General features: G+C 35.1%; 31 protein-coding genes, 1 tRNA gene, 3 pseudogenes and 1 riboswitch. Of the genes and pseudogenes, 13 read left to right on the forward strand and 22 right to left on the reverse strand.

The annotated features are described in order from the left end of the window. Positions 1-247: 247 nt before the first annotated feature. The 7 genes from RUH74_RS20910 to RUH74_RS20940 form a co-directional block, all read right to left on the reverse strand. A complete protein-coding gene (locus RUH74_RS20910) occupies positions 248-3382 on the reverse strand; it encodes an AAA family ATPase (RefSeq protein ID WP_313803665.1) in 3135 nt (1044 codons plus the stop codon). After that, positions 3379-4524 (reverse strand): exonuclease SbcCD subunit D, encoded by a 1146-nt coding sequence (locus tag RUH74_RS20915; RefSeq protein WP_313803667.1) that lies wholly within the window; start codon positions 4522-4524, stop codon positions 3379-3381. The genes RUH74_RS20910 and RUH74_RS20915 overlap by 4 nt, the downstream gene beginning before the upstream one ends. Before the next feature lie 109 nt (positions 4525-4633). Continuing rightward, on the reverse strand, positions 4634-5224 hold the full coding sequence (locus RUH74_RS20920; RefSeq protein ID WP_313803669.1) for a DUF421 domain-containing protein: 591 nt from the start codon (positions 5222-5224) through the stop codon (positions 4634-4636). 124 nt (positions 5225-5348) lie between these two features. After that, positions 5349-5549 (reverse strand): cold-shock protein, encoded by a 201-nt coding sequence (locus tag RUH74_RS20925; RefSeq protein WP_053475815.1) that lies wholly within the window; start codon positions 5547-5549, stop codon positions 5349-5351. A gap of 211 nt (positions 5550-5760) precedes the next feature. After that, positions 5761-5898, reverse strand: coding sequence for a YvrJ family protein (locus RUH74_RS20930; RefSeq protein WP_313803673.1), 138 nt, complete (start codon positions 5896-5898; stop codon positions 5761-5763). Between the two features lie 221 nt (positions 5899-6119). Beyond that, positions 6120-6338, reverse strand: coding sequence for a DUF2922 domain-containing protein (locus tag RUH74_RS20935; protein ID WP_313803676.1), 219 nt, complete (start codon positions 6336-6338; stop codon positions 6120-6122). A gap of 49 nt (positions 6339-6387) precedes the next feature. Then, entirely contained in the window at positions 6388-6606 is a 219-nt protein-coding gene (locus tag RUH74_RS20940; protein ID WP_313803678.1) for a DUF1659 domain-containing protein, read from the reverse strand. A gap of 151 nt (positions 6607-6757) precedes the next feature. On the opposite strand from RUH74_RS20940, the gene RUH74_RS20945 reads away from it, so the two are divergent. From RUH74_RS20945 to RUH74_RS20955, 3 genes are all read left to right on the forward strand, one after another. After that, positions 6758-7039, forward strand: coding sequence for a phage holin family protein (locus RUH74_RS20945; protein ID WP_313803681.1), 282 nt, complete (start codon positions 6758-6760; stop codon positions 7037-7039). 430 nt (positions 7040-7469) lie between these two features. After that, entirely contained in the window at positions 7470-7823 is a 354-nt protein-coding gene (locus RUH74_RS20950; RefSeq protein ID WP_313803684.1) for a hypothetical protein, read from the forward strand. A gap of 113 nt (positions 7824-7936) precedes the next feature. Then, the gene (locus RUH74_RS20955) at positions 7937-8893 is read left to right on the forward strand and encodes an alpha/beta hydrolase (protein ID WP_313803687.1); all 957 of its coding nucleotides are present in this window, start codon (positions 7937-7939) and stop codon (positions 8891-8893) included. A gap of 47 nt (positions 8894-8940) precedes the next feature. Here the strand turns inward: RUH74_RS20955 and RUH74_RS20960 are convergent, their stop codons facing one another. Together RUH74_RS20960 and RUH74_RS20965 are read right to left on the reverse strand one after the other, a co-directional pair. Then, entirely contained in the window at positions 8941-9480 is a 540-nt protein-coding gene (locus RUH74_RS20960; protein WP_313803690.1) for an NADPH-dependent FMN reductase, read from the reverse strand. A gap of 67 nt (positions 9481-9547) precedes the next feature. After that, positions 9548-9979 (reverse strand): MarR family winged helix-turn-helix transcriptional regulator, encoded by a 432-nt coding sequence (locus RUH74_RS20965; protein WP_313803693.1) that lies wholly within the window; start codon positions 9977-9979, stop codon positions 9548-9550. A 229-nt stretch (positions 9980-10208) separates the two neighbouring features. On the opposite strand from RUH74_RS20965, the gene RUH74_RS20970 reads away from it, so the two are divergent. Then, complete coding sequence (locus tag RUH74_RS20970; protein WP_313803696.1) at positions 10209-10406, forward strand: hypothetical protein; 198 nt, start codon at positions 10209-10211, stop codon at positions 10404-10406. A gap of 61 nt (positions 10407-10467) precedes the next feature. Here the strand turns inward: RUH74_RS20970 and RUH74_RS20975 are convergent, their stop codons facing one another. The 7 genes from RUH74_RS20975 to RUH74_RS21005 form a co-directional block, all read right to left on the reverse strand. Further along, positions 10468-10818 (reverse strand): VOC family protein, encoded by a 351-nt coding sequence (locus RUH74_RS20975; protein ID WP_313803699.1) that lies wholly within the window; start codon positions 10816-10818, stop codon positions 10468-10470. 543 nt (positions 10819-11361) lie between these two features. Further along, positions 11362-11447, forward strand: a riboswitch (cyclic di-GMP riboswitch). A 310-nt stretch (positions 11448-11757) separates the two neighbouring features. Next, positions 11758-12726 (reverse strand): carbohydrate kinase family protein, encoded by a 969-nt coding sequence (locus tag RUH74_RS20980; protein ID WP_313803701.1) that lies wholly within the window; start codon positions 12724-12726, stop codon positions 11758-11760. Between the two features lie 104 nt (positions 12727-12830). Then, entirely contained in the window at positions 12831-13535 is a 705-nt protein-coding gene (locus RUH74_RS20985) for a LutC/YkgG family protein (protein WP_313803741.1), read from the reverse strand. Next, entirely contained in the window at positions 13535-14962 is a 1428-nt protein-coding gene (locus RUH74_RS20990) for a LutB/LldF family L-lactate oxidation iron-sulfur protein (protein ID WP_313803703.1), read from the reverse strand. Before RUH74_RS20990 ends, RUH74_RS20985 begins: the two co-directional genes overlap by 1 nt. Before the next feature lie 39 nt (positions 14963-15001). Next, a complete protein-coding gene (locus RUH74_RS20995) occupies positions 15002-15718 on the reverse strand; it encodes a (Fe-S)-binding protein (protein WP_313803706.1) in 717 nt (238 codons plus the stop codon). A 264-nt stretch (positions 15719-15982) separates the two neighbouring features. Next, positions 15983-16630 carry a hypothetical protein gene (locus RUH74_RS21000; RefSeq protein WP_313803708.1) on the reverse strand — a complete coding sequence of 216 codons (648 nt, stop codon included), beginning with the start codon at positions 16628-16630 and terminating at the stop codon, positions 15983-15985. A 257-nt stretch (positions 16631-16887) separates the two neighbouring features. Then, positions 16888-17070, reverse strand: coding sequence for a hypothetical protein (locus RUH74_RS21005; RefSeq protein WP_313803710.1), 183 nt, complete (start codon positions 17068-17070; stop codon positions 16888-16890). 264 nt (positions 17071-17334) lie between these two features. Between RUH74_RS21005 and RUH74_RS21010 the strand changes: the two genes are divergently transcribed. Further along, positions 17335-17706, forward strand: coding sequence for an alpha-helical endospore appendage domain-containing protein (locus tag RUH74_RS21010; RefSeq protein ID WP_313803712.1), 372 nt, complete (start codon positions 17335-17337; stop codon positions 17704-17706). A gap of 618 nt (positions 17707-18324) precedes the next feature. Here RUH74_RS21010 and RUH74_RS21015 read toward each other — a convergent pair. Next, positions 18325-18546: a LexA family protein gene (locus RUH74_RS21015; protein WP_313803714.1), complete on the reverse strand. Its 222-nt coding sequence runs from the start codon at positions 18544-18546 to the stop codon at positions 18325-18327. Between the two features lie 318 nt (positions 18547-18864). On the opposite strand from RUH74_RS21015, the pseudogene RUH74_RS21020 reads away from it, so the two are divergent. Then, positions 18865-18966, forward strand: a pseudogene (locus RUH74_RS21020) (DUF6440 family protein); the annotation flags it as partial. Positions 18967-19043: 77 nt separating this feature from the next. On the opposite strand, the gene RUH74_RS21025 reads toward RUH74_RS21020, so the two are convergent. From RUH74_RS21025 to RUH74_RS21040, 4 genes and pseudogenes are all read right to left on the reverse strand, one after another. Beyond that, complete coding sequence (locus RUH74_RS21025; protein WP_313803717.1) at positions 19044-19454, reverse strand: type II toxin-antitoxin system HicB family antitoxin; 411 nt, start codon at positions 19452-19454, stop codon at positions 19044-19046. 26 nt (positions 19455-19480) lie between these two features. Then, positions 19481-19660, reverse strand: a pseudogene (locus RUH74_RS21030) (type II toxin-antitoxin system HicA family toxin). Between the two features lie 119 nt (positions 19661-19779). Further along, entirely contained in the window at positions 19780-19998 is a 219-nt protein-coding gene (locus tag RUH74_RS21035) for a DUF4177 domain-containing protein (RefSeq protein ID WP_313803720.1), read from the reverse strand. A 638-nt stretch (positions 19999-20636) separates the two neighbouring features. Further along, positions 20637-21302, reverse strand: a pseudogene (locus RUH74_RS21040) (DUF6731 family protein). Between the two features lie 603 nt (positions 21303-21905). Here RUH74_RS21040 and RUH74_RS21045 point away from each other — a divergent pair. From RUH74_RS21045 to RUH74_RS21070, 6 genes are all read left to right on the forward strand, one after another. Next, the gene (locus tag RUH74_RS21045; RefSeq protein WP_313803723.1) at positions 21906-22034 is read left to right on the forward strand and encodes a hypothetical protein; all 129 of its coding nucleotides are present in this window, start codon (positions 21906-21908) and stop codon (positions 22032-22034) included. A 198-nt stretch (positions 22035-22232) separates the two neighbouring features. Continuing rightward, complete coding sequence (locus tag RUH74_RS21050; RefSeq protein WP_313803726.1) at positions 22233-22616, forward strand: hypothetical protein; 384 nt, start codon at positions 22233-22235, stop codon at positions 22614-22616. Positions 22617-22734: 118 nt separating this feature from the next. Then, entirely contained in the window at positions 22735-23523 is a 789-nt protein-coding gene (locus tag RUH74_RS21055) for a hypothetical protein (RefSeq protein WP_313803729.1), read from the forward strand. A 255-nt stretch (positions 23524-23778) separates the two neighbouring features. After that, complete coding sequence (locus tag RUH74_RS21060) at positions 23779-24279, forward strand: GNAT family N-acetyltransferase (protein WP_313803732.1); 501 nt, start codon at positions 23779-23781, stop codon at positions 24277-24279. Positions 24280-24788: 509 nt separating this feature from the next. Next, positions 24789-25106: a tyrosine-type recombinase/integrase gene (locus tag RUH74_RS21065; RefSeq protein WP_313803735.1), complete on the forward strand. Its 318-nt coding sequence runs from the start codon at positions 24789-24791 to the stop codon at positions 25104-25106. A gap of 5 nt (positions 25107-25111) precedes the next feature. Continuing rightward, complete coding sequence (locus RUH74_RS21070; protein WP_313803744.1) at positions 25112-25312, forward strand: tyrosine-type recombinase/integrase; 201 nt, start codon at positions 25112-25114, stop codon at positions 25310-25312. Positions 25313-25427: 115 nt separating this feature from the next. Here RUH74_RS21070 and RUH74_RS21075 read toward each other — a convergent pair. Beyond that, positions 25428-25524 (reverse strand) — tRNA-Sec (locus RUH74_RS21075). A gap of 141 nt (positions 25525-25665) precedes the next feature. Here RUH74_RS21075 and RUH74_RS21080 point away from each other — a divergent pair. After that, positions 25666-26094, forward strand: coding sequence for a DUF2621 domain-containing protein (locus RUH74_RS21080; protein WP_313803738.1), 429 nt, complete (start codon positions 25666-25668; stop codon positions 26092-26094). Positions 26095-26187: the final 93 nt, after the last annotated feature.

Consider the following 26187-nt stretch of genomic DNA (forward strand, 5'->3'; position numbering starts at 1 on the left):
CCCTTAATGAACGACTACGCTCAGGTTGTTCCACCTTTTTCGGGACTTCATTCCCTTAATGAACGACTACGCTCAGGTTGTTCCACCTTTTTCTGGACTTCATTCCCCTATGAACAACTGTTCTTTGCTAATCGATTGGTGTTAGTCCCGCATATCACTACGGCTATTTTATAGAAAAAGTTCGCCAGCTAGGAAGCGAACTTTTTCATCTATTATCCATTCATTCTGTTATGAAACGGTCGCTTTATTATGATAAAAACTGAAATTCTGTCCTGCTTCCTGTTTGTGCCGCGACTACTTCAAGCCTCGCGTCAATTCTCTCCTTAAGCTCAGGGACATGTGAAATAATCCCAACAAGTCTTCCGCTGCTTTGGATGTCAATCAATGCTTCAATCGCCTGATCTAGCGATTCGGGATCAAGGGTACCGAACCCTTCATCAATAAACATGGTCTCCAGTGAGACGCCTCCAGCGTATTGTTGGACGATGTCAGCTAACCCTAAAGCGAGAGCAAGCGCTGCCTTAAAGCTTTCACCGCCAGATAATGTTTTCACATGCCGCTCTTGGCCAGTATATTGATCAAATACGAGCAATTCTAAGCCACTCTGTGCATTTCCTTTTGAACGGTCTGTTTTCCTAATGAGCTCATAACGTCCACTCGTCATCTTTCTCAATCTGCCGTTTGCTTCCCTTAAAATGTCATCAAGAAATGATGCTAAAACAAACCTTTCGAACGTAATCCGGTATGTGTTTTGTCCTTTAGCAATTTCGTACAAATGACCAATCACTTTGTATTTTTCTTCAAGCAACTTCATTTCTTCATTTATATGATGTATTTTATTTTCTATTTCCTCATTATCTCTCTTTTTAATAAATAGATTAGTGTAGCTATCCTGCAGTGAACGAATTTGTTCTTCAATATTTATGAACGCTGCATTTAGCTTATCCATATCTGGTCTTTCAATATTTGCTAGCATTTCTTGCAATTCTTTATAACGATCATTCACTGAACGTACTTCCTCGCGATAATCGAGAAATGCTTGCTCTAATAATTGGATTTCTTGATCTGTTTTCTTTGCACCATTATACTCTCCATACGTAGCAAATCCTTGTGCATTCATGCGGTTAACGAATGCCTCCCTTTCCTTTACTAGCCGCTCATTCGTTTTTTTCATATTTGCTTCGATTGTTTCAAATCTTGCCTTCGCTGAAAGAAGTTTCTCTCTGCTTTCCTGATATGTTCTCTGAGCAGCTTCTAACCTTTGCACTAGCTCCTCTTGTTTTTTTATAGACTGTTCTAGTCGAGATTCAAACGTATCGATCGAACGAAGGTCTTCAGGAATACTTTCCATCATCCTATTTAGATTCGTTTTTTTCTCAGTATATCGAATGGTGATTTCATGTAGCTGCTCATTTATTTTTTGAAGGTCTAAACTATATTTTTCTTGATCCTGTTCAAGCGTTTGAAGTTCATTTACACATTTTGATAGCCGGTCAACACTTCTTGTCAGTTTAAGTTGAGTTTCTTCTAAGTTCTTTCGCTCTGATAGGATTGAATGTTTATATACTGCAAAATTATCAGGAGATAAATCAGTCTGCTGCCTTTGGATATCTTCTATTATATTATTTATAGATTCCTTTAATGAGAGAATGATCGATTGCGCCTCGTAGAAAGCTCTTTCAGCACGAGCTTTTTCATTTTCCGCTTCATCACATTGCTGTTTGGCCATTTGAATATCTTTTTCGTCTGGAATGTCAATTGCTGATGCTGCAAGATTTGGATGATGTTCAGACCCGCAAACAGGGCACGAATCCCCATCATGAAGCTGACTCGCAAGGATGCTAGCTTGTCCATGGAACCATCTTTGTTCTAATTCCGACTTCAAACTTTTAGCATCAGCTAACCGTGCCACAGCGTTAGTTAAAAAGTCCCTTTTTTTCTCGAATTGAATGGTTGCTTGTTCCAAACGTGACTGCTGCTCCTCGTATTTAGTAATAAGGGCAATTTCTCCAGTTAGCCTGTCCAGTTTATGAGTGTTTTCAACCAATTTCAATTGATTTTGTTCAATGGACTGTTTTTCTTCTTTTAAGGAGAGGATATTTTTTTCTGTAATTTTTTCCATTTCTTCTAATTTAGATTTCTGCTTTAATCGATTCTCAAGTTCCCTGCTTAAATCCTGCACTTCTTTTTGAACACTTGAAAAAGATTGAATATCTGCTTTCAAATTATTTAAATAATTAATTTGTTCGCCAATTGCTTTTCTGTCTGGTTCACATTTTTTTTCAGCTTCCCATCTTTCTTCCCGTTCTTTGAGCTGGATTGATAGATGTGAAATTTGCTCCAATAATCTTGAAAGCTCATGATTTGCAGCATCCACTTCTTTTTTCAAGTGATGACAGAGCTCTTCCTGTTGTGAGAGAACGGCTGCTTTTTGGGCGAGATTAATCTGAATGTCCATTTGAGCATATTTTTCTTTTTCCTTCTCTAGCTCTGCTTTCCTGCTTTGCAAATCATCCTTTGCTTTTAATTGCTTAGCAATAGCCTCTGCTTCATATAACTTTTGCTGAATAATCGTTCTTTCCTCTTGTTTTGCCTTTAGTTGATCTGCAAGTTTTCCAAGCTCTTCTGACATTTGGCTAATCTCAATCTGTAATAAAGGCATGATAAGATGATCATTTACACTAGCAGCTTCTAAATATCCTTTCAGTTCTTCATTATAAAACGCGTGGATATTCTGTATGGAATGATTGCGATGTTCAACCTGTTTTTCTACTGTTTTTTTTAGATCTAACGCATCTTCCTTTAATTTTTCTTCAATCCGTTTATAAATTTGTGTGTGGAAAAGCCGCTGCAGAATCACTTCCTTATCCTTACTTTCAGATGTAAGCAGCTTTCGGAACTCCCCTTGAGGGATCATTAATATTTGTCTAAATTGATTACTGTCAATAATCATAAGTTCTTTCACTTTTTCATCTACATCACGAACATTGGCAGCAAGTAGCTGTCTATTTCCATCTAGATCATATACGTATATCTCCGCTTTTGCACCTATTGTTGTAAACCCATCTCCGCGAGCTTTTTTCTTTTCCTGCTGAGGGGACCTCGTAATAAAATAAGTTTTATCTCTCAAAATAAATTCTAATGACACCTCTGTCACTGTTTCATCTTTAGCAAACTGGCTTCTCAAGTCTTGTCCGTTTCGATCCTCTCCACTTGCCTTGCCATAAATAGCATAGCTAATCCCATCAAAAATCGTTGTTTTTCCCGAACCGGTTTTTCCTGAAATAACAAACATCGTCCGGCTGCCAAGCTTCGTAAAATCGATATGCTCGCATCCCGCGTACGGGCCAAATGCTTGCATCATTAATTTTAACGGTCTCATTTTGCCGCCTCCTCCTTTAATGTTCTTTCGATTACTTCAGCTATAACCGCATTTTTTTCATCTGTAAATTCAGAAGTCGTCATTTCTTCGTAAAATTGTTTAAATAACTCGAGCTCAGACTTCTTGTTTTCCTTAACTAATGAAAGAGATTGCTTTTTCTTCATATCTGTCCTAGCTATTTTCCGTTCTAGATGCAGCACATTGGGGTAAATTTGCCGAAGTTTATTTATTGGATCAATTAATGCTCCTTCATCATGTAATATAATTTTCAAGTAATCATTTACATTCTGTTTCTCATAAAAACTAGGATCCATCAACTCATCAAGATACCCTTCTAGTTCACGCAGATCATTCTTTGGGATAATTGAACGGACACGTAAATCAAATTGGCCATTGTCCTTCATTTCAATAATTGATATTGATTTCTCTTGCTTAGCTTCTGAGAAAGAATATTTTAAGAGGGATCCTGAGTAGCGGACCTTTGGATGCTTAATCGCATCTGGGCTATGCAAATGACCTAACGCAGTATAAGAAAAAGGGTCAAAAAGCTCAGCACTCACGCAGCCAGAACCTCCAACAGATAACGTTCGCTCTGAATCACTCGTTTTACCTCCAAGAACAAAGGCATGTCCAACAAAGACATTAGGCTCATTTGGATTTAAGGATTGTTCAATTTTCCCTATGACTGCTTTCATAGCATCTTGATGTGAATGTATAGACTCATCATTTAATAGATGTCGAACCACACCTGGCTCAGCATATGGGACAAGATAAAAATTCACACCTTTTATATGTATAGGATGTATATCCGATTCAAGCTTGCCAGTTAAATAGAAATGGCTTTTCTTATACCACGAGCTTCCGAAAGATAGTCTTTCTGCACTATCATGGTTGCCCCCAATAGCAACAATAGGCGTTTTTAGTTCTACATTAATTTTAAACAAGATTTCGTTTAACAGTTCGACCGCATCTGTTGGCGGAACTGAGCGATCATACAAATCACCCGCAATAACAACTGCATCTGGCTTCTCTTCTTCTACTACCTCAACAAATTTATTAAGAAAGTACCGTTGATCTTCCGTCATATACAGGCCATGAACAAGCTTGCCTAAATGCCAGTCAGCAGTATGTATAAATTTCATTTTCTTTCTCCACTCCCAATATACTTTTATATTATTATATCAAAATTCATTTTTAGGAGGTTTTTTCTTTACTGGAAAAAAATAAGACACCCTTATGGTGCCCATTGCATTAGTTCAATTCACGTGGATGCGGTTTCCTATGTCCTTCATCCAATTCTTGAAAAATATTATTTGATTGTTCATTTTGCTGAACTTGTTGTTTTGGTGAGTGCAGCAGCATGAGTCCCATCAATTTCTTAAATTCACCCACAGTTAATGGCTTCGCGTCATCTATTAATTCATAGCCAAGCTGTCCATTAGGCTCTAATGTTGCTATTTTCACATCAGAGATTTTTGTGATGCCATTTGTTCTTAATCTCATCTCTAATTGATCAGCAGTAAATCTCAGCTTTCTTAAATTTTCTTTTTCAATTTGTCCATTTTGGATAACAATTTTTGATTTGCCAGTAATAAACTTCTCTATAAAATTAAATGAAAGCTGTAAGTATTCCAGAAGAATTAATGAGCCGATAAAAATACCTGATGCAATTAAGGTCTTCCACACACTTGTTTCTACAATGGGCTGAATGATAATTGTACCAATTGAAATCATAACAACCGTTTGTGCCAATGTCATTTGTGAAATTGACTTCCTGCCCGCTATCCTTAGCAATAAAACACCAGCAAAAAACATTATCAATGACTCCCAGACAAAATTCATAACCTTTCAATCACCTCAATTTTTCTTATAGCTTTTGCTGAGTAGGCAGATACTATTCAAGTTTCAAATTATAAAAAAACAGCCCTGCCGGTTAGACAGGACTGTTTTATTATTAGTTTGTCAATTATAGTTTAGTTACGTTAGCAGCTTGTGGTCCACGAGCACCTTCAACAACTTCGAAAGATACTTCTTGACCTTCTTCTAAAGATTTGAAACCTTCAGTTTGGATTGCAGAGTAATGTACGAATACGTCGTTTCCATCTTCAGCTTCGATGAATCCGAAACCTTTTTCAGCGTTAAACCATTTAACTTTACCGTTTTTCATAAGAAAAAATCCTCCTATTGGCAATAACTAGCCATGTGTTAATTCACCATTCACAACGATTATAGCTTTTACTCATCATTACTCATCCAAACAATCAACCTTTGGAAAAATCGGCTTGCAAAAATATAATGCGATGCATAACGGCTATATTAAATTTAACACTATTAGAAAAATAAGTCAATCGAACAAGTGTCGATGAGAATCTTATTATCTATTCTTTCAATCGTTCGGGAAGACTTTGAATTGAGGTAACCACAACATCCAGTTTGGCTTCGATTCGATGCAGCAAAAAGAGCGTAACAACGACTGGAAACCCTACTTCGCTTATTAACGTAATTAACTCTTCCATCCTTTATTCTCCTTTCTACTAGCATTTAGAAACTGGAATGCGGAGGTGACTGCTCCGCCCCTTAAAGCATAAGATAGGCTGTTTGGAAAGTTGCTCCTTACCCTCCTAGTCAGACTGACTTATGACTTCGAGATCAACAAAAACGCGACATCCGTACATCGGGGCTGGGAAGCTGCAGCTAGACAAAGGGCCGTTCATACAAATGAACAGCCCCGTTAATCCTATACTAATTCATAATCAGTAACATTTCTTTCAATGACTCTTGCACTCTCAGCAGCCACTAATTCTCCATTCATCGTTTGAATAATATTCGCAGAAATTATTTGCTCCATGGCTTCCTTAATTGCAACCGGGTTAATTGGTTCTGTTGGGTTATCGACTGAGAGTTTGGATAATTTCCCGGCCGCTGTCAAGAAAGATAATTCTAATGATTTTGCCATGATTACACCTCCTCTAAAAGTTATTTCTTATATTCTGTGCACATCTCTTTTACCCGACAATATCAAAACTGTCATTCCTTACAACCGATACAAGCGGGTCATTGCAGAGTGAAGCAAGCGCTTGAGCCGTTTCATGAATTTGATCTGCACTTGCCGTTTTTTTTACATTCCCGATTGTTTTCGACTTATACATAGGTTCCCCCTTATCATTCAAACCTGTTTCGAATCTAAGTCGAATTTTTGTATCCACCATTAATGCTTGTGCCATGTTCTTCACCTCCTTTCACCCTTTATATATAAGGCAAGAGAAAAAAAGGACATGATACAAACAGATTTATTAATATATTTCAGATAACCTTGGATAATGAAACAAGCAAAAGCTTTCATTTTTCATAGAATAATAGGAAACAAGCAAGGAGGTGAACAAATTGGATCTACTTTCTTATTTAAATCAAAACTACTTGATGCTCGTTCCTGCACTATGGGTTCTTGGATTCGCATTAAAACAAACACCAGCTATACCAAATTGGATGATTATCTGGGTCATACTACTAATATCTATCCTCATCGGAAGCTTTGCATTTGGATTTTCCTTTATTGGGCTCATTAATGGCATCATTGCCGCAGGTGTTGCCGTATTAGGTCATCAAATGCTTAAACAAACATTCTTTGGCAAAAATGATAAGAAAAAAGATGAGTAATAGGCAATAAATCTTTAAAAGTACTAGCTTGATGCTAGTACTCTCTTTAAGTTCACCATTGTTCTTCTTTTTATCTTTGTATTGTAATTTTATGACTACCTACATTTTAGCTGTAGATATCTGCAAAACTGAAAAAAAACCGCTAATCATCATATCATGATCAACGGTTTCAAAGGTAGACCACAGACCTTAAGGAGGAGATCTTCCATACTATATTATTTCAATTCAAGCAAATTGCTTGGACAATCCCCTAAAATCATCATTTTTTCTGAATGATTCTTTCCCATTTTATTTTTGCACTCATTTTTAATAACATGCATCCTAAAAAAGTTTGTTCCATTATCTGCCTTATTTATATTCTGTTGATTATATAAAAATTAGAAATGGAGATAATAAAGAGAAAGTTTATTTATTATCGGGAGGGCTTTTTTTGACAGTATATGTATACCAAACATTTCAAATGAAACAGGATAAATTCAACGAAGGATTAGAAAATTTAACAGCCATTAAAAATTTCCGCAACGAAAAATATGAGCATAAAGTAGACATTTTGACCCCTATTACTGGGGAGGATCATACGTATGCACTTCTTTCGACTTATGAAGGGTTAGCTGAGATGGAATTACAAAATAAAAAAATGTTCGATGACGAAGAATATTTAAAGCTTATTAGCGAATTCTTCCTAGAAAATATTGCCCAAGGCAGTATGAATACGCAATTTTATCGTTCAATGCCTGATAAGAAAAAAGAGGACAAGGACGAAAAGGATAAGAAAAAGGAATAAGACTATTTATATCGCTCAAAGCTTGAAGAATTCTTCAAGCTTTTGTTTTTTCCCATTTTTACTAAAATGATATAATCATAGTAAAAATGGGTATTAATGAAAGGGTTGTTTATGTGAAAAAGCTTGGTATTATTGCTGGGATAACCGGAATAATTTTAGTTATTGCTTACTTTTTAGTTGGAAACTATTTTTATAACTTTGCATTAAATGCAGATCAAGAAAAGAAATTTTTAGAAGACAATCCCCATTTAGCAGGTTCGGAAGCTGTTTCAGCAAGCGTAGCAGAAGCTGGTAAAATAGCTGATGCTGAGTTTTCAAACTCCCACCAGCCAACGACCTTAAATGTAGTTTCATCGGATAACTTAAAGCTATATAGCTTAATGTATGAGAATGAGGAATCGAATCATAAATGGGCGATTGTTGTTCATGGATATACTGGAAATAGCACACAAATGATTAGATATGTGAGAAATTTTTATGAAAAAGGGTATAATGTATTAGCTCCTGATCTTCGTGGACATGGAAGAAGTGAAGGCGATTATATTGGAATGGGCTGGGATGACCGTAAAGATATGCTATTATGGATTGATCAAATCATTGAAAAAGATCCAAATGCAGAAATTGCTTTATTCGGAATCTCGATGGGCGGTGCAACAGTCATGATGACGGCTGGAGAGAAATTACCTCCCAATGTAAAGGTCATTGTTGAGGATTGCGGGTACTCCTCTGTTATGGATGTATTTACCTATCAGCTTGATGATTTGTTTGGATTACCAAAGTTTCCTGTGATGAATGCTGCTAATTCAGTAACTAAAATTCGTGCTGGATATGATTTAAATGATGCTTCATCAGTCAAACAAGTAGCCAAAAGTCAAACACCGATCTTATTTATTCATGGAGAAGAAGATACATTTGTCCCTTACCCCATGTTGAATGAAGTATATAATGCCGCAAACGTTGAAAAGGATCAATTAATAATTCCAGGCGCTGGCCATGGAGAAGCAGAAAAAGTAGATCCTGATAAATATTGGCATACTGTTTGGGGATTTGTAGAGAAATACATTAAATAGTAAGCACTCCCTGTTATTGCTTTAACAGGGAGTTTTGTTATTAATTTTTACTGTTGATTAAACCATTTTATAAAATTTTCAGCAACCATATCTAGAAATTTAACTGTAGGCTCATGTGTAAGATGTCCTGATTCGTCCATCTTTTCATGAATTACGCCAATATATACTTCATTTCCTGGTAAAAGCGGTGAACCAACACCTGGGCAAAACAGGATATCACGCAAATGCTGTTGAGCTCTTACTGTACCTAGAGTTCCCATTGTCGCACCCATAATCCAAGATGGTTTCCCAATCATCACTTTTTCGACACGTGATAACCAATCGATAGCATTTTTCAATACACCGGGAATGGAATAATTATATTCAGGTGTCACCCATAGCACAGCATCAGCCTCTGCTACTTTCCTTTTGAATTCAGTAACAACAGCAGGAGGATTCAATTCAATATCTTGGTCATAATGCGGAAGATCAGCAATAGGTAAGATTTCTAAATCAAAAGAGTCTTTATATCTTTCCTTCACATACTTAGCAAGTTTCAAATTATATGATTCCTTTCGGATACTACCAACGATTGCAACAATTTTCATGATAAAACCTCCAGTATTTTAATGGATTCATTTGATATATCAATAACAGGTCGCTGCATACCAATACTCATAATTGATTGACATTATTACGAACTTTCATAAGAAGCATCTGAAGTTCTGCTATTTCCTTCCCACTCATTCCGCTAGTGATCACTTCGAGAATATCCTTATTGATTGGAATAATCTCATCTCCAAGCCTCTTTCCTTCAGCCGTTAAATATACTTCAACTGAACGCCTGTCATTTGGACAGATTTCTCTGCGAATATAGCCCTTTTTTTCAAGGGTGTTAACCATTCTTGCAACACCAGCTTTATCTTTATTTAATTTTGCCGAAATTTCATTTTGTGAAATTCCTTCTTTCTCCCATAAAAGCGCCATAATCAAATTTTGCTCGGAAGTTATCTTGAAAGAAGCTAGTCGATTATTTACAAAGTTTGTGATTTCTAAATCAATCGTATGAATAAACACTCCAATATTATCCAATGGTATGTATTTCAATGGCATCACCTTAATTAGTTGATATATCAACTGTTAATATGGCAATTATAATCAAGTCATTTGAATATGTCAAAAAATTAATCTTTCATTAGCAATTTAATATTGTCTTGCTAATTCTTTAAATAACACTTTCTCCGTAAATAAAACGCCTCCCGCCTTTTATTTACAAAAGATTCCAAATATATTAAAGTAAGGTTATTCATGTTATTCTTTCATGGTGGTGTGATATATGAAGTTCATTAAACAACTATCTTCTTCTGTATTAGGTGCAGTAATAGGTTTATTCATTTATTATTTTGTAACTGGTGAAAAGATTGATTGGATGCTTGTTGGATTACTTGCTGGGACAAATCTAATCGTTGCAGTAATCGTTACAATAATAGCCAATGGAAAGCTTGGCAATAAACTTAAATCGAAAAATAAATAAGCACAAAGAAACAAAAACGCCTCATTAAATTAGTTATTAACAAATCTGTCATCTCAATTATTTAAAGATGGCTAAGAATATTAACTAGCTTACCGAAGGGATCTTTTACAAAAAAACGTCGAACTCCCCACGGTTCTTCAATTGGTCCGTACTCAATTGGAACGTCTGCTTTTTTTATACGAATTAGTGCATTATCGAGATCATCAACTTCAATTGACAAGTCAGGCACTGGTGTCCCGGAACCGCCACTAGAAAGAAAGCTAATTTGAGTGTCCATTTTCTCATGCGAACCGTAAGTTGCAATAAACCCCATATTCATCAGCTGGTCAAGTCCAAGCACTTCTCCGTAAAAATACTTTGCTTTAGATAGATCCTGGGTCTCAATATTGGCAATAATTCGTTTAACCTTCATTTCTCCATCCTCCTAATTACCATTTTTAGTCCTAAATCTAATAATTCCCCAACTATAAAATCTTTATCATTCTTTTGTATATTCACCTTCTTCTCTCCCTAGAGCCTCACAGGAAACTGTATAAGGTAACACCTCACCCAAAATTATTAAATAAGAGTGGTCGTTATGAAAGAAAAGTTTACTATAATAAAAGAGAGACAGGTATAATTGCTCATTTAGCCATTATATAAACTCCAATCTAGTAAATTTAAATTTTTTTTTATAAACTCCTCCCTTTATATGAAAATTATGGTATAATTACCTAGAATTACAACTAGAACCACAAGGAAATGAGGTAGAATTTATGCCAGAAATTAAATGGGGATCCCCTGTGAGTTTAGCTTGTTTAGGTGTATTCTTAGGTGGGCTAGGAATCTTTTTCAAGGCTATATGGAGTACTTTTTTGTAAACAGACTAATTTAGTCTGTTTTTTCATTTCATAATCACTCAATCATTTTTTAAAAATGTTGAAAAATCACACACTTTTATAAAAAAACATGTTAACTTTAATAAGGGCAAATTTTACGAAAGTAAAAGACGCAAAGCTACGGGCCTAAAACATTTATTGTCATGGTAGCCGGGTTGCCAAGAATCTTTCTTGTATTCTATTTAATATTGTTCTCTTTCTAATTTGCCTAATTCTTAATAAGAGGGAGAAAAATGATAGTTTATCCAACTTTTTTTTGTAAAAATACGAAAGTCAGACATGCTGTAAAAGACAAACACCACTCAGAGTGCGGAATAAAATACAACCCATTTCCCACATTCACCCGAAGTGATCTAAAAAATATAAAATTTAAACGATCAAATGAGATTAACTGTCCTTTATGCAGATCCATCATTAAATAATTGATGGATCTTTTTAGTTATGAGCGGTAATAAATGTAATATTTATGAATCTTATCCTTTCATTAATTCTATTATTCCCGCTTTTGTTGGCAAGGAGGCGATTGCTCCTTTGCCAGTTGTAGTTAAAGCAGCACTTCCATTTGCAAATGCCAAGATTTCAGCATGATTTTTTTTGAGCATTTCCTCTAAAGTTGATGGGCATACTCTCATCTCAAGTAGCTTATATAAAACTCCACCTATAAATGCATCACCTGCCCCCGTTGTGTCAACCGTTTTTACACGGTACCCTTTTGATTCATATTTATTTCCTTTTATGTATAGATCGACACCTTCAGCCCCCTTTGTATACATCACTGCCTTTACATTTCCAATAAAGATTGATTGAATAGCATCATCCAAATGGAATCTGTTTGTAATAAATCCAAGCTCTTCATCAGATATTTTTACTATATGAGCACGGGGGATAAACTCAATAATCGCATTTCTGCATGCTTCAGGATCATCCCATAAAGATAGCCGAACATTGGGATCAAAACTGACCAAACCATTGGCATCAAGAACTGCATTTATCGCCTTTTTATGGGCATGCTTCATCGGACTGTCCACTAAGTCAACTGAACAAAAATGCAGAATATCCCCACTCTCAAACCAGTTCGAATCAATTTCTTCTTCTTGAAAAAGTAAATCTGCAGAAGGCTTACGATAAAAAGAAAAATCTCTTTCCCCATCTTCTTTCAATGATACGAAAGCTATCCCTGTTTTTGCTTCATTTGTTCTTTGGATTTTATCTGTTTCCACCCCTTCACTTTCTAGCTTCTCTATTAAAAAATCACCAAAGGGATCGTTGCCTACTTTTGTTATCATCGAAGACTGTCCTCCGTATTTTGCCACAGCTGCTGCTACATTGGCTGGTGCTCCTCCTGGGGTTTTTTCAAAGGAAATGACATCCTTAAGAGGCAGCCCTTTTTGTAATGGAACAAAATCTACTAATACTTCACCAATTGCATAAAGCTTTCCCATGATCATCATCTCTTTTCTTTAATTAAGAAAATCCTCAGTAACATTGACTGAGGGATGGACTTATTTTTGCTGTAATTCTATCTAAATCAATACCACTTGTAAAATTAGAGATCATTAATGACAATATAATGTGCTTTAACAGGCCCATGAACGCCAACAACTAATTTCAACTCAATGTCCGCAGAGTTGCTTGGTCCAGTAATAAAATTAATACAGGAAGGAACTTGACCTGTAGTGTGATAGATTTCTCTCATTTTTACTGCTGCTTGAGTTATTCGCGGAACAAGCGAACTTTTTGGGATGAGAGCAATATATGCAGCAGGTAGAAAGCTGACCGTTCTGCCTTTGTTTTTATCAGTAAATAAAACGACGGTTCCGGATTCTGCAAGTGTAATTTCACATATGGTAATGCCAATATTCGCTTTTTCGGCTAGTTTAATGTTTTCCTCTTCCTTCGCTGGATTCCATTCATAGCTTGCCCATTCCACTTTTAGAAGAGAATCTAATCCCCACCGGGAAAAACGTTCATCCTTCCAAGTTATAATAGGATCGCCGCCATATGCTGATACAACATCATTTAAGGCAGCAGGTAAATGTTTAAGCTCAGTAATACAAATACTAGTATGGATTTTCTTACATTGTTCCTTTAACACATCCACTAATTCGTCCTGTGTAGCATTTTTTAATACCTCTTCTTGAGGGCGATATTTCCATTTTGGTCTTTCTAAATGGGCAATCATTCTCTCCCGCCCGAGCCGATTGGCAATTTGATCCAAAAATCTATCTCGATTTTGTATCGCACTCTCCATCATACATGTTCCTCCTTTGCACGATTTTTGAACCAATCCCTAAATCTTTCCTTATTCGGTGCTGGAAATTCACGAATTTCTGTCCATGCTTTTAATGGTCCTGGACCGCTTGAGATCTTGTCTCCAACAGTAAAAGGATTCATGGCAGTTGGTGCAATTTTGGAGCCGATTTTATATAAGGCTGGTGATGCAGCGCCAAAGCCAAATGCCTTCATCGCCAGTTTTTCTGTGATTGGCGCTTTTCCTTCTTTTTCAACCATGACTTCACGATGTTTATGAAGGAGCTGATGCAAAGGAATCTTCACTGGACAAACCTCTGTACAAGCTCCGCAAAGTGTGGATGCATATGGCAGTTCTTTATAGTCGTCATAGCCGCCTAATAACGGAGAAAGTACGGCACCAATAGGACCTGAATAAATCGAACCATAGGAATGTCCCCCTACATGGCGATAGACCGGACAGGCATTTACACAAGCAGCACAACGAATACACTGCAAGATCGATTGAAATTCCCCGCCAAGAATATTCGATCTACCATTATCTAAAATGACTAGATGAAAATCTTCTGGGCCATCGACTTCCATTACGGCTCTTGGCCCAGTAAATACCGTGATATAGCTTGTTAATTTTTGACCGACCGCACTCCTAGTTAATAGAGAGACGAGAACCTCCATTTCCTCAAACGTCGGAACAATCCGTTCCATCCCCATCACTGTAATTAGCGTTTTGGGCAAAGCTGTAACTAAATCCGCATTCCCCTCATTTGTTACTAAACAAATAGAACCAGTTTCAGCAACTGCAAAATTACAGCCTGTCATGCCGATATCTGCCGATAAATATTCCTCTCTCAGCATTTTACGGGCATGCCATGCAAGTTCCTCGGGCTTAGAAGATTTTGTATACCCAAGTTTTTTTGTAAATACCTCTTGAACTTGTTCTTTATTTTTATGTAAAGCCGGTGCAATGATATGGGAAGGTGGCTCATGATCATCAACTTGGAGGATGTATTCTCCTAAATCTGTTTCAACAACCTTACATCCCTCATTTTCTAGAACAGCATTTAAATGGATCTCTTCTGTTACCATCGATTTTGATTTAACAATTTTTTTCGCTTGTTTCTTTTGAACAATCTCTCGAATGTACTCAGTTGCTTCTTCCTTCGTTTGGGCAAAAAAGACATGCCCGCCACGTTTTGCTACATTCTCGCTTAATTGCTCTAGGTAATAATCTAAGTGTGCTAACACATGCTGCCGAATTTCTTCACCATGAGAGCGCCATTCCTCCCAGTTGCCAAGTTCATCTGCTGCCGCTTGCCTTCTTTGCCCTATCCCATCCTGTGCACTTGCAACAGCGCTACGCATAAACGAATCATTGATTCCTTTATCCACACGATTCTTAAATTCATCTGAACCTATTTTCATCGGCATACATATATCCCCCAGTATCAGTTAGTACTTTAATCCGTATTAACGGCTATTTAACACCTCAGCAATATGAAGAACTTTAATCGGCTTTCCTTTTCTCTCCATTCTTCCTCCAATATTCATTAAGCATCCTGCATCTGCTCCAATTAAATAATCAGCTTTTGTTTCTTCAATATGGCTAACTTTTTCATCTACCATTTGCTCTGATATTTGTGCCATTTTTACCGAGAAAGTCCCGCCAAAACCGCAGCATTGTTCCTTATAAGGCAATTCCGTTATACTCAAACCCTTTACATTGTTTAATAGAATCATTGGTGCTTTTTTTACACCTAGTAATCTCGTCATATGGCATGAGGTATGGTACGTGACACTCCCCTCAAATCGAGCACCTACATCCTCAACCTTTAAGACATCTACAATAAATTGTGTTAGTTCATATGTTTTTTCAGCTAACGCCTTTGCTCTTTGTTCCCAAATTGGATCATTTTTAAAAATATACGGATATTCATGAAACATGTATACACAAGATCCTGATGGCGAAACTACATAATCTGCATCTGCAAAGGTATCAATCATTCGCTTCATTGCTTCTTTGGATTCTTTCACAAACCCGCTATTATAAGATGGCTGGCCACAGCAAATCTGAGACTCCGGGAAATCAATCTCACAGCCTAATTTTTCAAGAAGCTCCACTGTTGCCTTACCGACGCTACTCTGAAACAAATCAACAAGGCATGTTGCAAATAAACTTACCTTCATTTTTTATCCATCCTTTATACATTCACGATTATTTATTTTCGTTTCATTATATAGTATGTTTACTTAGTTTTGAATATATTTTTCTGAATATTGACTATTTTACACCAAGAAGGTACTCCACAGTAAAATAACAATAGTTTTCAAAGAAGCCAGAGTCTATCATTCTGTTCGTTTATCCAAACATATAAAAACACACCTCTTTAAAAAAGGTGTGTTTAAAATACGCATTGCATCTTGGTTTAACATTATAAGGAACTAGTTACTTTATAGTGCAGGGCAATCCTCTACCACTAATTCTCCATTCCCAAGTTGTGTGGTAGTAGCAGTAAATGTGTTGTTATTTCCGGTGATAGTGACAGAAATAGACTTATTATTCATTACACCGTTTAAATTAAGCGTATACATTGGATTTGGCCCAAACAATTGTGGGTTATCAGTTGTACCTTGACCTGTGATTTGAACGACATTGCCAGGGCAATCTGGAACATTAAATGTCGTTGCTGTAAACGTAAATGCTGGGACAGTAGCTGAACCACCATACGTAAACGTAAATTCATTGTCTGACATACAGTCCTCACAAGTGTGGCCATTGTAGTTAACTGAACCATGGGCGTTCGATGGCAGAGTTGTTCCATTAAATGTGACTGTTGTGTTGGCTGCACCAGTCCCTCTAGTAATATTAAAGTTATTGCCTGCCTCATTGGATGTTTGACACCCACATTCTTCAGGAGGCGTCGGTGGAAATACATCTTCTAATAAAAATTCGAGTACGATCTCTTTCTTGATAATTAATCGTAAGATTCTTGAGAGCTGTTCAGGAGTTACATCGGGATTTCCAGAAATTGCATTTAATGCGTTTACTAATGCTTGTTCCATATTCGCTACGGAACGAAGAAAATTCTCTCGAGGCATCTATTACTCTTCCTTTCTTAGGGGTAATATTGGGAAGAAGCGGAAGCAATACGAAAAGTGAAAACAATGTCTCGACTTTAATGTCACGCGTACATTTAAGTCATCCAGGAGCTTTTCAGTTTATTAAAAAGATTAATTGATTTTATATCTGTTTGTTATCCGCATGAATCGTACCGCATTATCATCCCCACGTTTTGTGAATTAGCCCACTAGTTTATTTTTATCTTCTTTCATGCCTAGCTAAAGTGATTTCTTCCCTAAAGCCCTGGAAATTCATCTAATAAAAATTCTAGTACGATTTCTTTTTTAATAATCAATCTCAAGATTCTTTCGAGTTCTTCAGGTGTAACTGCTTCATTTCCTGAAACCGAATTGAGTGCATTAGCTAATGCTTGTTCCATATTTGCAACTGCTTCAAGAAACATCTCTTGTGGTGTCATTTGATTTAACCTTCCTTTCTACCAAGATACTATAATGTATTCTTAATGAGGAATGAAGGAATCAACGCTTGTCCATGAGATGTAAAAATCATTTAAAGTCTAACTCTCCCCTTAATTTACAGGTTACCTAAGAATTGCTGATATTCTTTAGAATGGCTGTTTAGTAGCTTAACCGACAATTTTCACATTTTTTAGCCAAGCTCAGCAATCCCCCAAGCATTATTACTATTTTTACATTCTATAATTAAAAAGGAGTGATTATTTGTGATTTCTATTAGTTGCAAAAATGGTTGTCAATCTAAATGCAAGTGCAAATTCTTCGAGATTGAATTTAATTTTAAGCATGATAAGCATCATTGTAGGTGCAAATCCCATCATCAATCTTGTCAAGAAAGTCTAAGCAAACTTCTTGCATCGGTTGCCCATATCGAAAATGCTTTAGCAAATGCGATCAATGCAGAAAGTGAAATTCTTAAGGAAGGAAATTTGACACCTGAACAAGTACTGATGCTATCGAATAAATTAGAAGATTTGATTAAATTAGCGATTAAGAAGGAAATGATACTGGAGTTTTTAATTGAGGATGCAATAAAAGCTTGTAAAACAGCAGAAAATGCGACAAAAGCCACTAATTAATAATCTGTAGATAAAGTTCTTTTGATCACCTCAAAGGAACAAACTACTTTTATTTCACTTTTTCGTTTGATCATTTCATTCAAAGATAAACCGTAATACGAATCGACAATATTTTATTGTCTTAAAATACCAATATCTTTTTCATCCCATGAGTAAATTAAATGTTGGCGGGACCGCCTGGGAATCGAACATCATTGATAGAACGCTTGATATTCTAAGCTTTGGACCACAATTTCAAAAATATAAGTGCAAAATTTATGCAAAATTAATTCTTATTCAGATTTTCTAATCAAAATAACAGAGGTATCCGATGACAAGAATTAAAGCTATTAAGAGTTTGTCATGAAGGTTAAGTGTGGAATCATAAGAATTTTGGTTTCTTTAACGACATTGTTAATATCCTAATGGACTTGCTTTATTTTGATGTGGATTTTTGCCTATAATTCCATTCGCCTTTCCCATATTATCCTGTACTGGTAATATTAGTAACAATCACGAAAACATATGACAAGAAAGCACCCGAAGATATTCTTCCACAGTTGTAGCCCGCAAATAGTCTTATACAAAACCCATCGAACAATTGGAAATCGAACGATACCAATAAAAATAACCGTCTCATTACGAGGCGGTTTTTATAATTCTAAGGGTTCTAGGCTGACCTTCTTCCCAATTTACATATCCTTTTTCCTTTAATGAATGAACAAATCCACAAACAGTTGATGGAGATTTCACCCCAAATAAAGTAGCTAAATCCCTATATACCGGAGAATAGTTATACTTTTTTATATACTGGCTCAAAGCTTCTAAAACTTCTGATTGTCGTTCAGTTAATTTACGCATAATTCCCCCCTCTTTTTTTACGTTGTTTAGCAGCTGATAAAATATTAGCATGCTTAAATGATCTCAGCTGTTGTTTATTCAGATCAAATGCCAGGATGCCTTCCACAACAGATATTTAACGGACAATTATACTTCTATACGTTATTTCCCCAGCTTTATTTATATAAATTAAATCAATTGGCAATTTATTATCCGGTGAGTAGTTAAACAAGCAGTTCATTATATCAGCTCCTTTGCCATTATCTTATACGAACAATTGTTCGATTCCAAATTACGAGCGAGTGTTTGTATAATTAATGATAAGGTGATAACCAGACGGAAGTTCTATATATGTTGAATCTTTCTGGTGCTGGAAGTGGATTAACCGTTATGGTTGATCAAGAAGGAAAACCCTTGGTAGATGAAAATTTCAAAAAATAGTCGAGAATAAGTTAAAGTACCAATTTATTCTCCAAACTAAAAAGCCACCTCAAATTGAGATGACTTTTAATAAAACTTTATTTAGCACTTATACCTAGTAAATCTTTAAGAGCATCCTGAAGTACTCTTGAGAAGTTCACTCTCTTTTCTCTAGCTGCCTCATCTAACCATTGAGGAATTGTTAATGTCTTTTTAATTGCTTGGTTTTCAACCTGATCACGTACCAACGGCATCCAAACTTCAATCATTACTACAACTTGGTTATCTTCAACCTTAATATCCCTAAAACTTGTAGGTGAAGGAATTTCGCCAGCATCCTTTTCCATGCCATATAGGTGAAGTCCTATAGCTTCCTTTGCCATTTCCCTAGCTTCTTCCTCGATATCTCCACAAGTAAGACAACCCGGTAGATCAGGAAATTCCACACTGATTCCGTCATCAGCATTATCAAATATTGCAGGAAACACGTAGCTATTTTTCAAACTCATATATATAAACCTCCTTGCAAACAGGGTTATAGTAACCCCGACTGCTTAAGAATATTCTTTTGTGTTTTTGCAGGAAAGTCTTTTTAGGTTGTGGGATTGTAACTTTTCCTTTTTTAGTAGGATGTTTGTATTGGTGATGGCTTGACTATGTACCATCCATCATCCTCTATCATTTTGATCAATTCTCTTGAAGAGTATGATTTCATTTCTTACCCCTTCCTATTTAACTTATTATGGAACGTATTTCAATACGTGTAAATGTTAATTCGCAATATTCGTTGATTTTTTAAAATTAAAAAGCACCGAATTAATGGATGCCTAACATTTATTCAACTAATCTCTTAAAAACTAAGAGATTTTCTTGTATATCTAATATTTGATAATCAAAAAGTTGACGGCTAGTGTCCATTTTGTATTGCGGTATAATATTTACCAATTCCCAACCTTCACTACCGTACTCTGTTAATAAACTATTTAATTCTTCTCTTTCTTGCTTTTCTATTCTCAATATATAAACTTCAATACGATATTCCCATTTTTGCAATTTTATCCCTCCCTTTATCCTACACTTCGACAAAAGGAAATATATTCCTCCATCTATTTACCTAAAAAGAAAAGCACTCCCGAAGGAAGGCTATTTCTCAAGTAATCTTTTTTTATCTCATCTCTTTTATCATCACTTTCTTCCTTTTATTCTTCTGGTCTTTTACTAGGGTACTTTTTGTTGGATTAAAAAAAGATTGACATCAATATACTTATAATTCTGTAAGTAGAAGGCAAAAACCAGACGACTGCAAATAAAAGCCAGATATGAAATGCTATTAATGAAATTAAGGATGTGTAATCTCTAAGGTACTGTATTATTGAAGATAAAATAACAACTAATAAACCAATTATAAAAGATTCATAAAAGTAACCTTTTAAAGTTTGGCTTCCTCTGTTTCAAATATTGCCTTTACAACATCGCTTTCTCTTATAGTAATTAGAATCCCTAGTGAAGCACCAAAAAAACCCACAACTATCGAACTAAAATTCATTGTATTATCTAGAACTTTTCAAAGTTAGGAATACTATAATCAATTTTAAAATAAAAAATCAGGTGAGAATGTTAGTCCAATTATTAGTGGATAAAGCCTATAAAACCATTTTATGATTTTATCCACAGTACATGCACCTCCTTTATTATTCCCGTAAGTAACCATTGATATCTCTTTGTCTATTATTGCAACCTTCCGCTGGACTGTATACTGTCCACATTTCCTCAGCAATTCTATAATGGCTTAATGTTCCCCTACTTTCCAATCTAAGAGTTCCAAAGTCATGTGCTTTATGCTCAAATAAATCAATTAATTCGACTTTTGTATCATCATCATCTTTTTTAGCAATTTCAGCCTTAGAAAAGAGGTTAGGGTTCTCTTCAATATCGATTAACGTGTCTCTAACAGTTTGTTCTTCTAATGAAAAGTTTCTATAATGTCCAACTGTAATTATAACTTGTGCATTTATTCCCTGAAAATCTTCAAAACTTCTTAAAATGCTACCCAATGAAGACCTTAAACGATCAATAAGTCTAGGATTGCTATTAAGATTTATATCAGTAAATCTAAGATTTATTCTTCTATATTCCTCTGCTATTCTCGCGACTTCAAATGAATTAGGTGGGCATATTGGTCTCAAGTAGATCGTTTCATTCTCATTATTCCATATCAAATTTAATTACTCTTCGATACCTTCTGGTCCTAAACTATATTTATTTCTTTGTAAAAGTAAAACATGATTTGTTTCATCTTACAAAGCTGATACTTCTTCACCAATATATTCATCATCTTCCAATTCGAATGGTTCCACCTGTGCATCAGCTCTTGCTTTTGATGGGATATTAGTATCTCATAACCTAACAAAATGCAAGAAGAAAAAATTCAATTCGTCATCCCAGTAAGCATTGTCAAGACGTGCTTGTTCTAATCGATAATCAAATGTTCTTCCATAATAATGATAATCCTATATCTCGGTCCATCCATTAGTTAAATCAAACAATCGATCTCTGTCTTCTCTTTTATATACTACTTGATAATACTCGAATCTTACTTTTCTGTATGCCATTTTTATCCTCTCCACTTGGCAGCTTTGGCGCTATTGAACCAGGACTTAGTGGACAGATCCATGAAAAGGTTGGTTATTTTTAGTCATATCAATCACCTTATAAATAAACTCTTATCTTATAACTTATGTTTGTGAGCTTAACCAGGTTTGGGCTACTACAGTTAATTTTACCCCTCAATACTTCAGCATATTTAATTCGCAGTTTGGTCTACTTTTTTAAACAAAACCTACCTTTTGTTTACCTATAGTATTAAATAATCATTTTTTTCAAAATAAACTAATTTCCATTTATCTTATATCCTTTTCCCTGTTATTATATTTACAGATTCATGCAAAGGAGGTGATATTATGAAAAAATGGTTTGTGAGACTTGGGTTAGTTTCCATACTTACCATATCCATTGTTTCCCCTGCTTCTGCTGCTGGCGAAGTAAACCCTGACTGGTGTAGAGATAATAATTGTTGGATCCAGTATTAAGATTTCTAATGTACTTGGCAATTAGATTTTGAATGAGGCGGGCATCTACCAATATTTCGTTCAACTCTGCCTTGTTCAATTTAAATTAATTGATCTTACCTTTTGTATATTTGCCCACAAATAACCCCACTAATTACCAATGAAACTAGTTCCCTATAATGTGATTATTTTCATATCTTGTAAAAAGGAGGTCTTTCTATGAAAAAGTTATTAACCATCCTATTTGTTTCTTTTTTTGCTTTATTCGGCTTTACTCTTTCACCTGGTGCTGCTTCTCAAAAAGTTATGTGGGACAATTTAGAGCTAAAACCAGGCCAAATTGGAAGAGTTACTATTTTACAACAAACCTCTTTATTCAAAGTGCAAGTTGGAACTTCGGGAGTTAAGCTTTTTGACCCTGTTCGGGAATTGAAGCCTGGTGAAGTTTACCGTGTCTACGGTACTAAAACTATACAAGGATATGCTCCGCTTTATGATGTCGGTGGTAGCTTTTATGTGATACAAAGTACAGGTCACAATATAGGTCATTTAAAATACGAAACACCATCTAAAGCAAAACTTGCATTAGTGAATAATAACTAGTCACCGTCGGTGGCTTTTTTATATACAGCTCTTGTAATTTCTATACTGATCTATCAATATGTTTATTAACTATTTTCCATGATGTGGTAGAATATTATTATCGAAAGGAGTGTAATATTTGGAAATTAGTTTGTTTGCTACTATCATTGCAATAATTGCTGGACTATTAACGATTGTCCAAATTATTAAAGAGTTTAGCAACCCAAATTCAAATGCTAAAATTCAACAAAATAATTCGCATGGTAATAATTATTATTTAGATAATTCAACACATATTAAAAATACAACTAAAACTACCATAAATAATTCGAATTCTAGTAATTCTAACGATACTATAGCGTTTGAAGTTATAATAGGTTTTATCATCTTTGCTATTATGTTGATCCTTTACTCAATAATATATAAACTAATCCCCATAATTTGTTTATTATTACTTTCAATTAGTATTTATAGAGACACTAAAGTACCTTTTGAAAATAGTAATGTAAAAATTCAATGGGCATTAAAAAAAATATATTTTCTCATTGTGATTATAATTTTGTTGTTTATTCCTAAATCAGTATTAAATACACTTGAGCAAATACCAGGATTCGGTTATGAATCTTTTGCCAAAGTATTAGAATCGGTTACATTAAACATAAAATTTATAATAAATTTATATAATGAATCTACTTTGTTAGGATTTACTCTAGTTGGTCGTATACTTATTACATTTGGGTTATTACTCCATCTATTCATTTCAACTATTGCTAGAATAAGGATTCATAAATCACAAAAACCTATTGATTTGGTGATATTCTCAATTTGTGCTATATTGATGATACTTGGGTTAAACATCGAATATTTTTGGAATCTAGCTGAACCTTTTAGGCACAATGTGGAAATTTGGTTTGATCCTTCCCTATAAAATCATTAATTAGTTTAATCGAATAATCGAGATACCACTAAAAATTTAATTTGCTGGGTATCTCTTTTCCTTTAAAATCTTCCTTTAAAGCTCTTCCCCTAACATAAATAAATTACTTCCCTTACTCTTGTGTTTCATAAAAGTCTTAATTACAGCTCTCAACCCACTCCTTTTCCCTTTTAATTACCCTAAATGATAAAATTTGTTAATATATAAACAAATACAGAAAGGTGATGGAAAATGAGAGCATATTTTATGAAAACTGAACGAATTGGTTTTAGTACTTGGAATGATAAAGATATTGAAATTGCAACTTCTTTATGGAGTGACCCATCCGTCACAAAATTTATCTCCGTGAACGGAAAATTTGATAATATCCAAATCAAAGAGAAACTAGAAAACGAGATTTTAAATAAGAAACTATACGATGTTCAATACTGGCCAATTTTTGTTCTTACCACTAACGAGAACATTGGATGTTGTGGATTACGTCCTTATAATTTAGATAAAGGTATATACGAAATAGGTTGCCACTTAAAACCCAAATTTTGGGGTAAAGGATTCGCATCTGAAGCCGCAAAAGCTGTTATTGATTTCGCTTTCCAAAAACCTGGTGCACAGAATTTATTTGCAGGGCATAATCCAAATAACGCTACCTCGAAGAAATTCTTAACACAATTAGGATTTATTTATACACATGACGAGTACTATCAACCGACTGGTTTACAACACCCTTCATATATTTACTACAAATAATTTCCATGAGGCTGGGACATAACTAGCTTCAAATAAAGAGAAAGGTGGATTTAGACTAAGCGAGAATGTGAGCTTGCAGCTGCAGAACTTGAAAAGAAGATACACGTTGGACAAGACATCACAGCTGGAAAACAATTATTAGCTGATTATATGAATAATTGGTTTAGGATATATAAAAAAGGCAAGTATAGCCCTAAACACGAAAGTGATATTGAACGCTCTGTAAAACTTGTAGAATTTCCTTTTTCTGGGGTGATGATGAAAGAGTAAATAGAAATATGCACAAAAATTCATTGATAAAATCGCCCCAAATTATGCTACGGAAACAGTGGGAAAAAGCCATATTCATATTAAGAACTGCATGAAAGATGCAATTGAAGACGGAGTCATCATTAAAGATCCAACTTACAAAATAATGATTAAAGGACACAAGGATAAAAAAGCTGGTGAATTAAAGTATCTTAACTTTGAAGAATTAAAAATTTTGGTCAGAGAAATAAAAAAAGGCAATGACAATAAGATACATCTCTTGTTATATCATCCTATTTGCTATTGCAACTGGAAAACGCTTCTCAGAAATTCTAGGTTTAACCTGGGAATGCGTTGATTTGGTTAATCAGACTGTCACAATCTATAAAACTTGGATGCTAAATACAAATATGATTTTAGATTTAATGAGCATATTAAAACATGAGCAACAAGTGTTAGCTGCAAAAACTGGAATAACAAATAAAAAGAACCTATGCTTTATAAACTCAAAGTTTGAACTTGTTACAAATAATGCTGTAAACAAAACACTTAAATCCCTCTGTCATAAGGAGGTATAAAAGAAATAACTTTCCACGGATTACGACACACACATGCATCACTTTTACTTTATCAGGGTATTAACGTTAAATATATTTCTCGTCGACTTGGTCATAATGATATCGTTACTACATTACAAACTTATAGCCATATAGTAGACGAGATGGAACAAAAAGAGTCACGCCTAGTAGACGTGACAATGGAAGAAGTTTATCGTGCAAAATAAATGCAAAATTTTTCAAAATCTATCAGATTCTTAAGGATTCTGCGAAAATCCAAAAGAGTCATAACATTGATATATCTAATATCAAACAAGTTCAATCGGGTTGTTTAGATTAATATGGCGGGACCGCCTGGGAATCGAACCCAGCTGACCAGGCACGCTGGTCACAGATAGTTTTGAAGACTACGGAGGACACCAGTACCCCATTCGACCCCATATTAGCCAAATATAATTATATTATTTTAATATAAATCAATCAAGGATATCCTGCTAAATATTCTCTGAATTTGATTATCTTGTCTATAATTGTTCAAAAGTTTATAATAAGGGCAGAATATTTAATTGTAGGTGAGAACATGCAGCTTGAAGGTTGGTTTCTATGGTTTATCCTTTTTTGGATTGTTATATTTGCTGGTTCAATGGCAATTGGCGGTTTCTTTATGTTTCGCAAGTTTTTGAAGAAAATGCCAAAACAGGACGGCAAGTCAGATATGGATTGGGAAGAGCATTACGTTAATAATACAAAACATCTTTGGGGCCAATCAGAAAAGAATTTACTAGAAGATTTGGTCAGTCCGGTACCTGAATTATTTAGAGATGTTGCCCGTCACAAAATTGCTGGGAAAATAGGAGAGCTAGCCTTAAAAGAGAAAGTTAGTACGATCGATCAAGATTTAGTCATTCGCGGGTATATTTTAGCAACACCAAAGAGAGATCATAAATTCTTGAGAAAAAAATTGAACGAAAATCAAATTAATATAGCACCGTATGAACATTTATTTTAACCGCTTCCTTTTTACAGAAGTGGTTTTCTATTCTTAATATAAAGGGGCTGGGACAAAACCCACCTCTGACATGAAAAAGCCGGTGAAATTTTA

The sequence above is a fragment of the Cytobacillus sp. genome, assembly GCF_032154635.1.
GTDB lineage: Bacteria > Bacillota > Bacilli > Bacillales > Cytobacillaceae > Cytobacillus.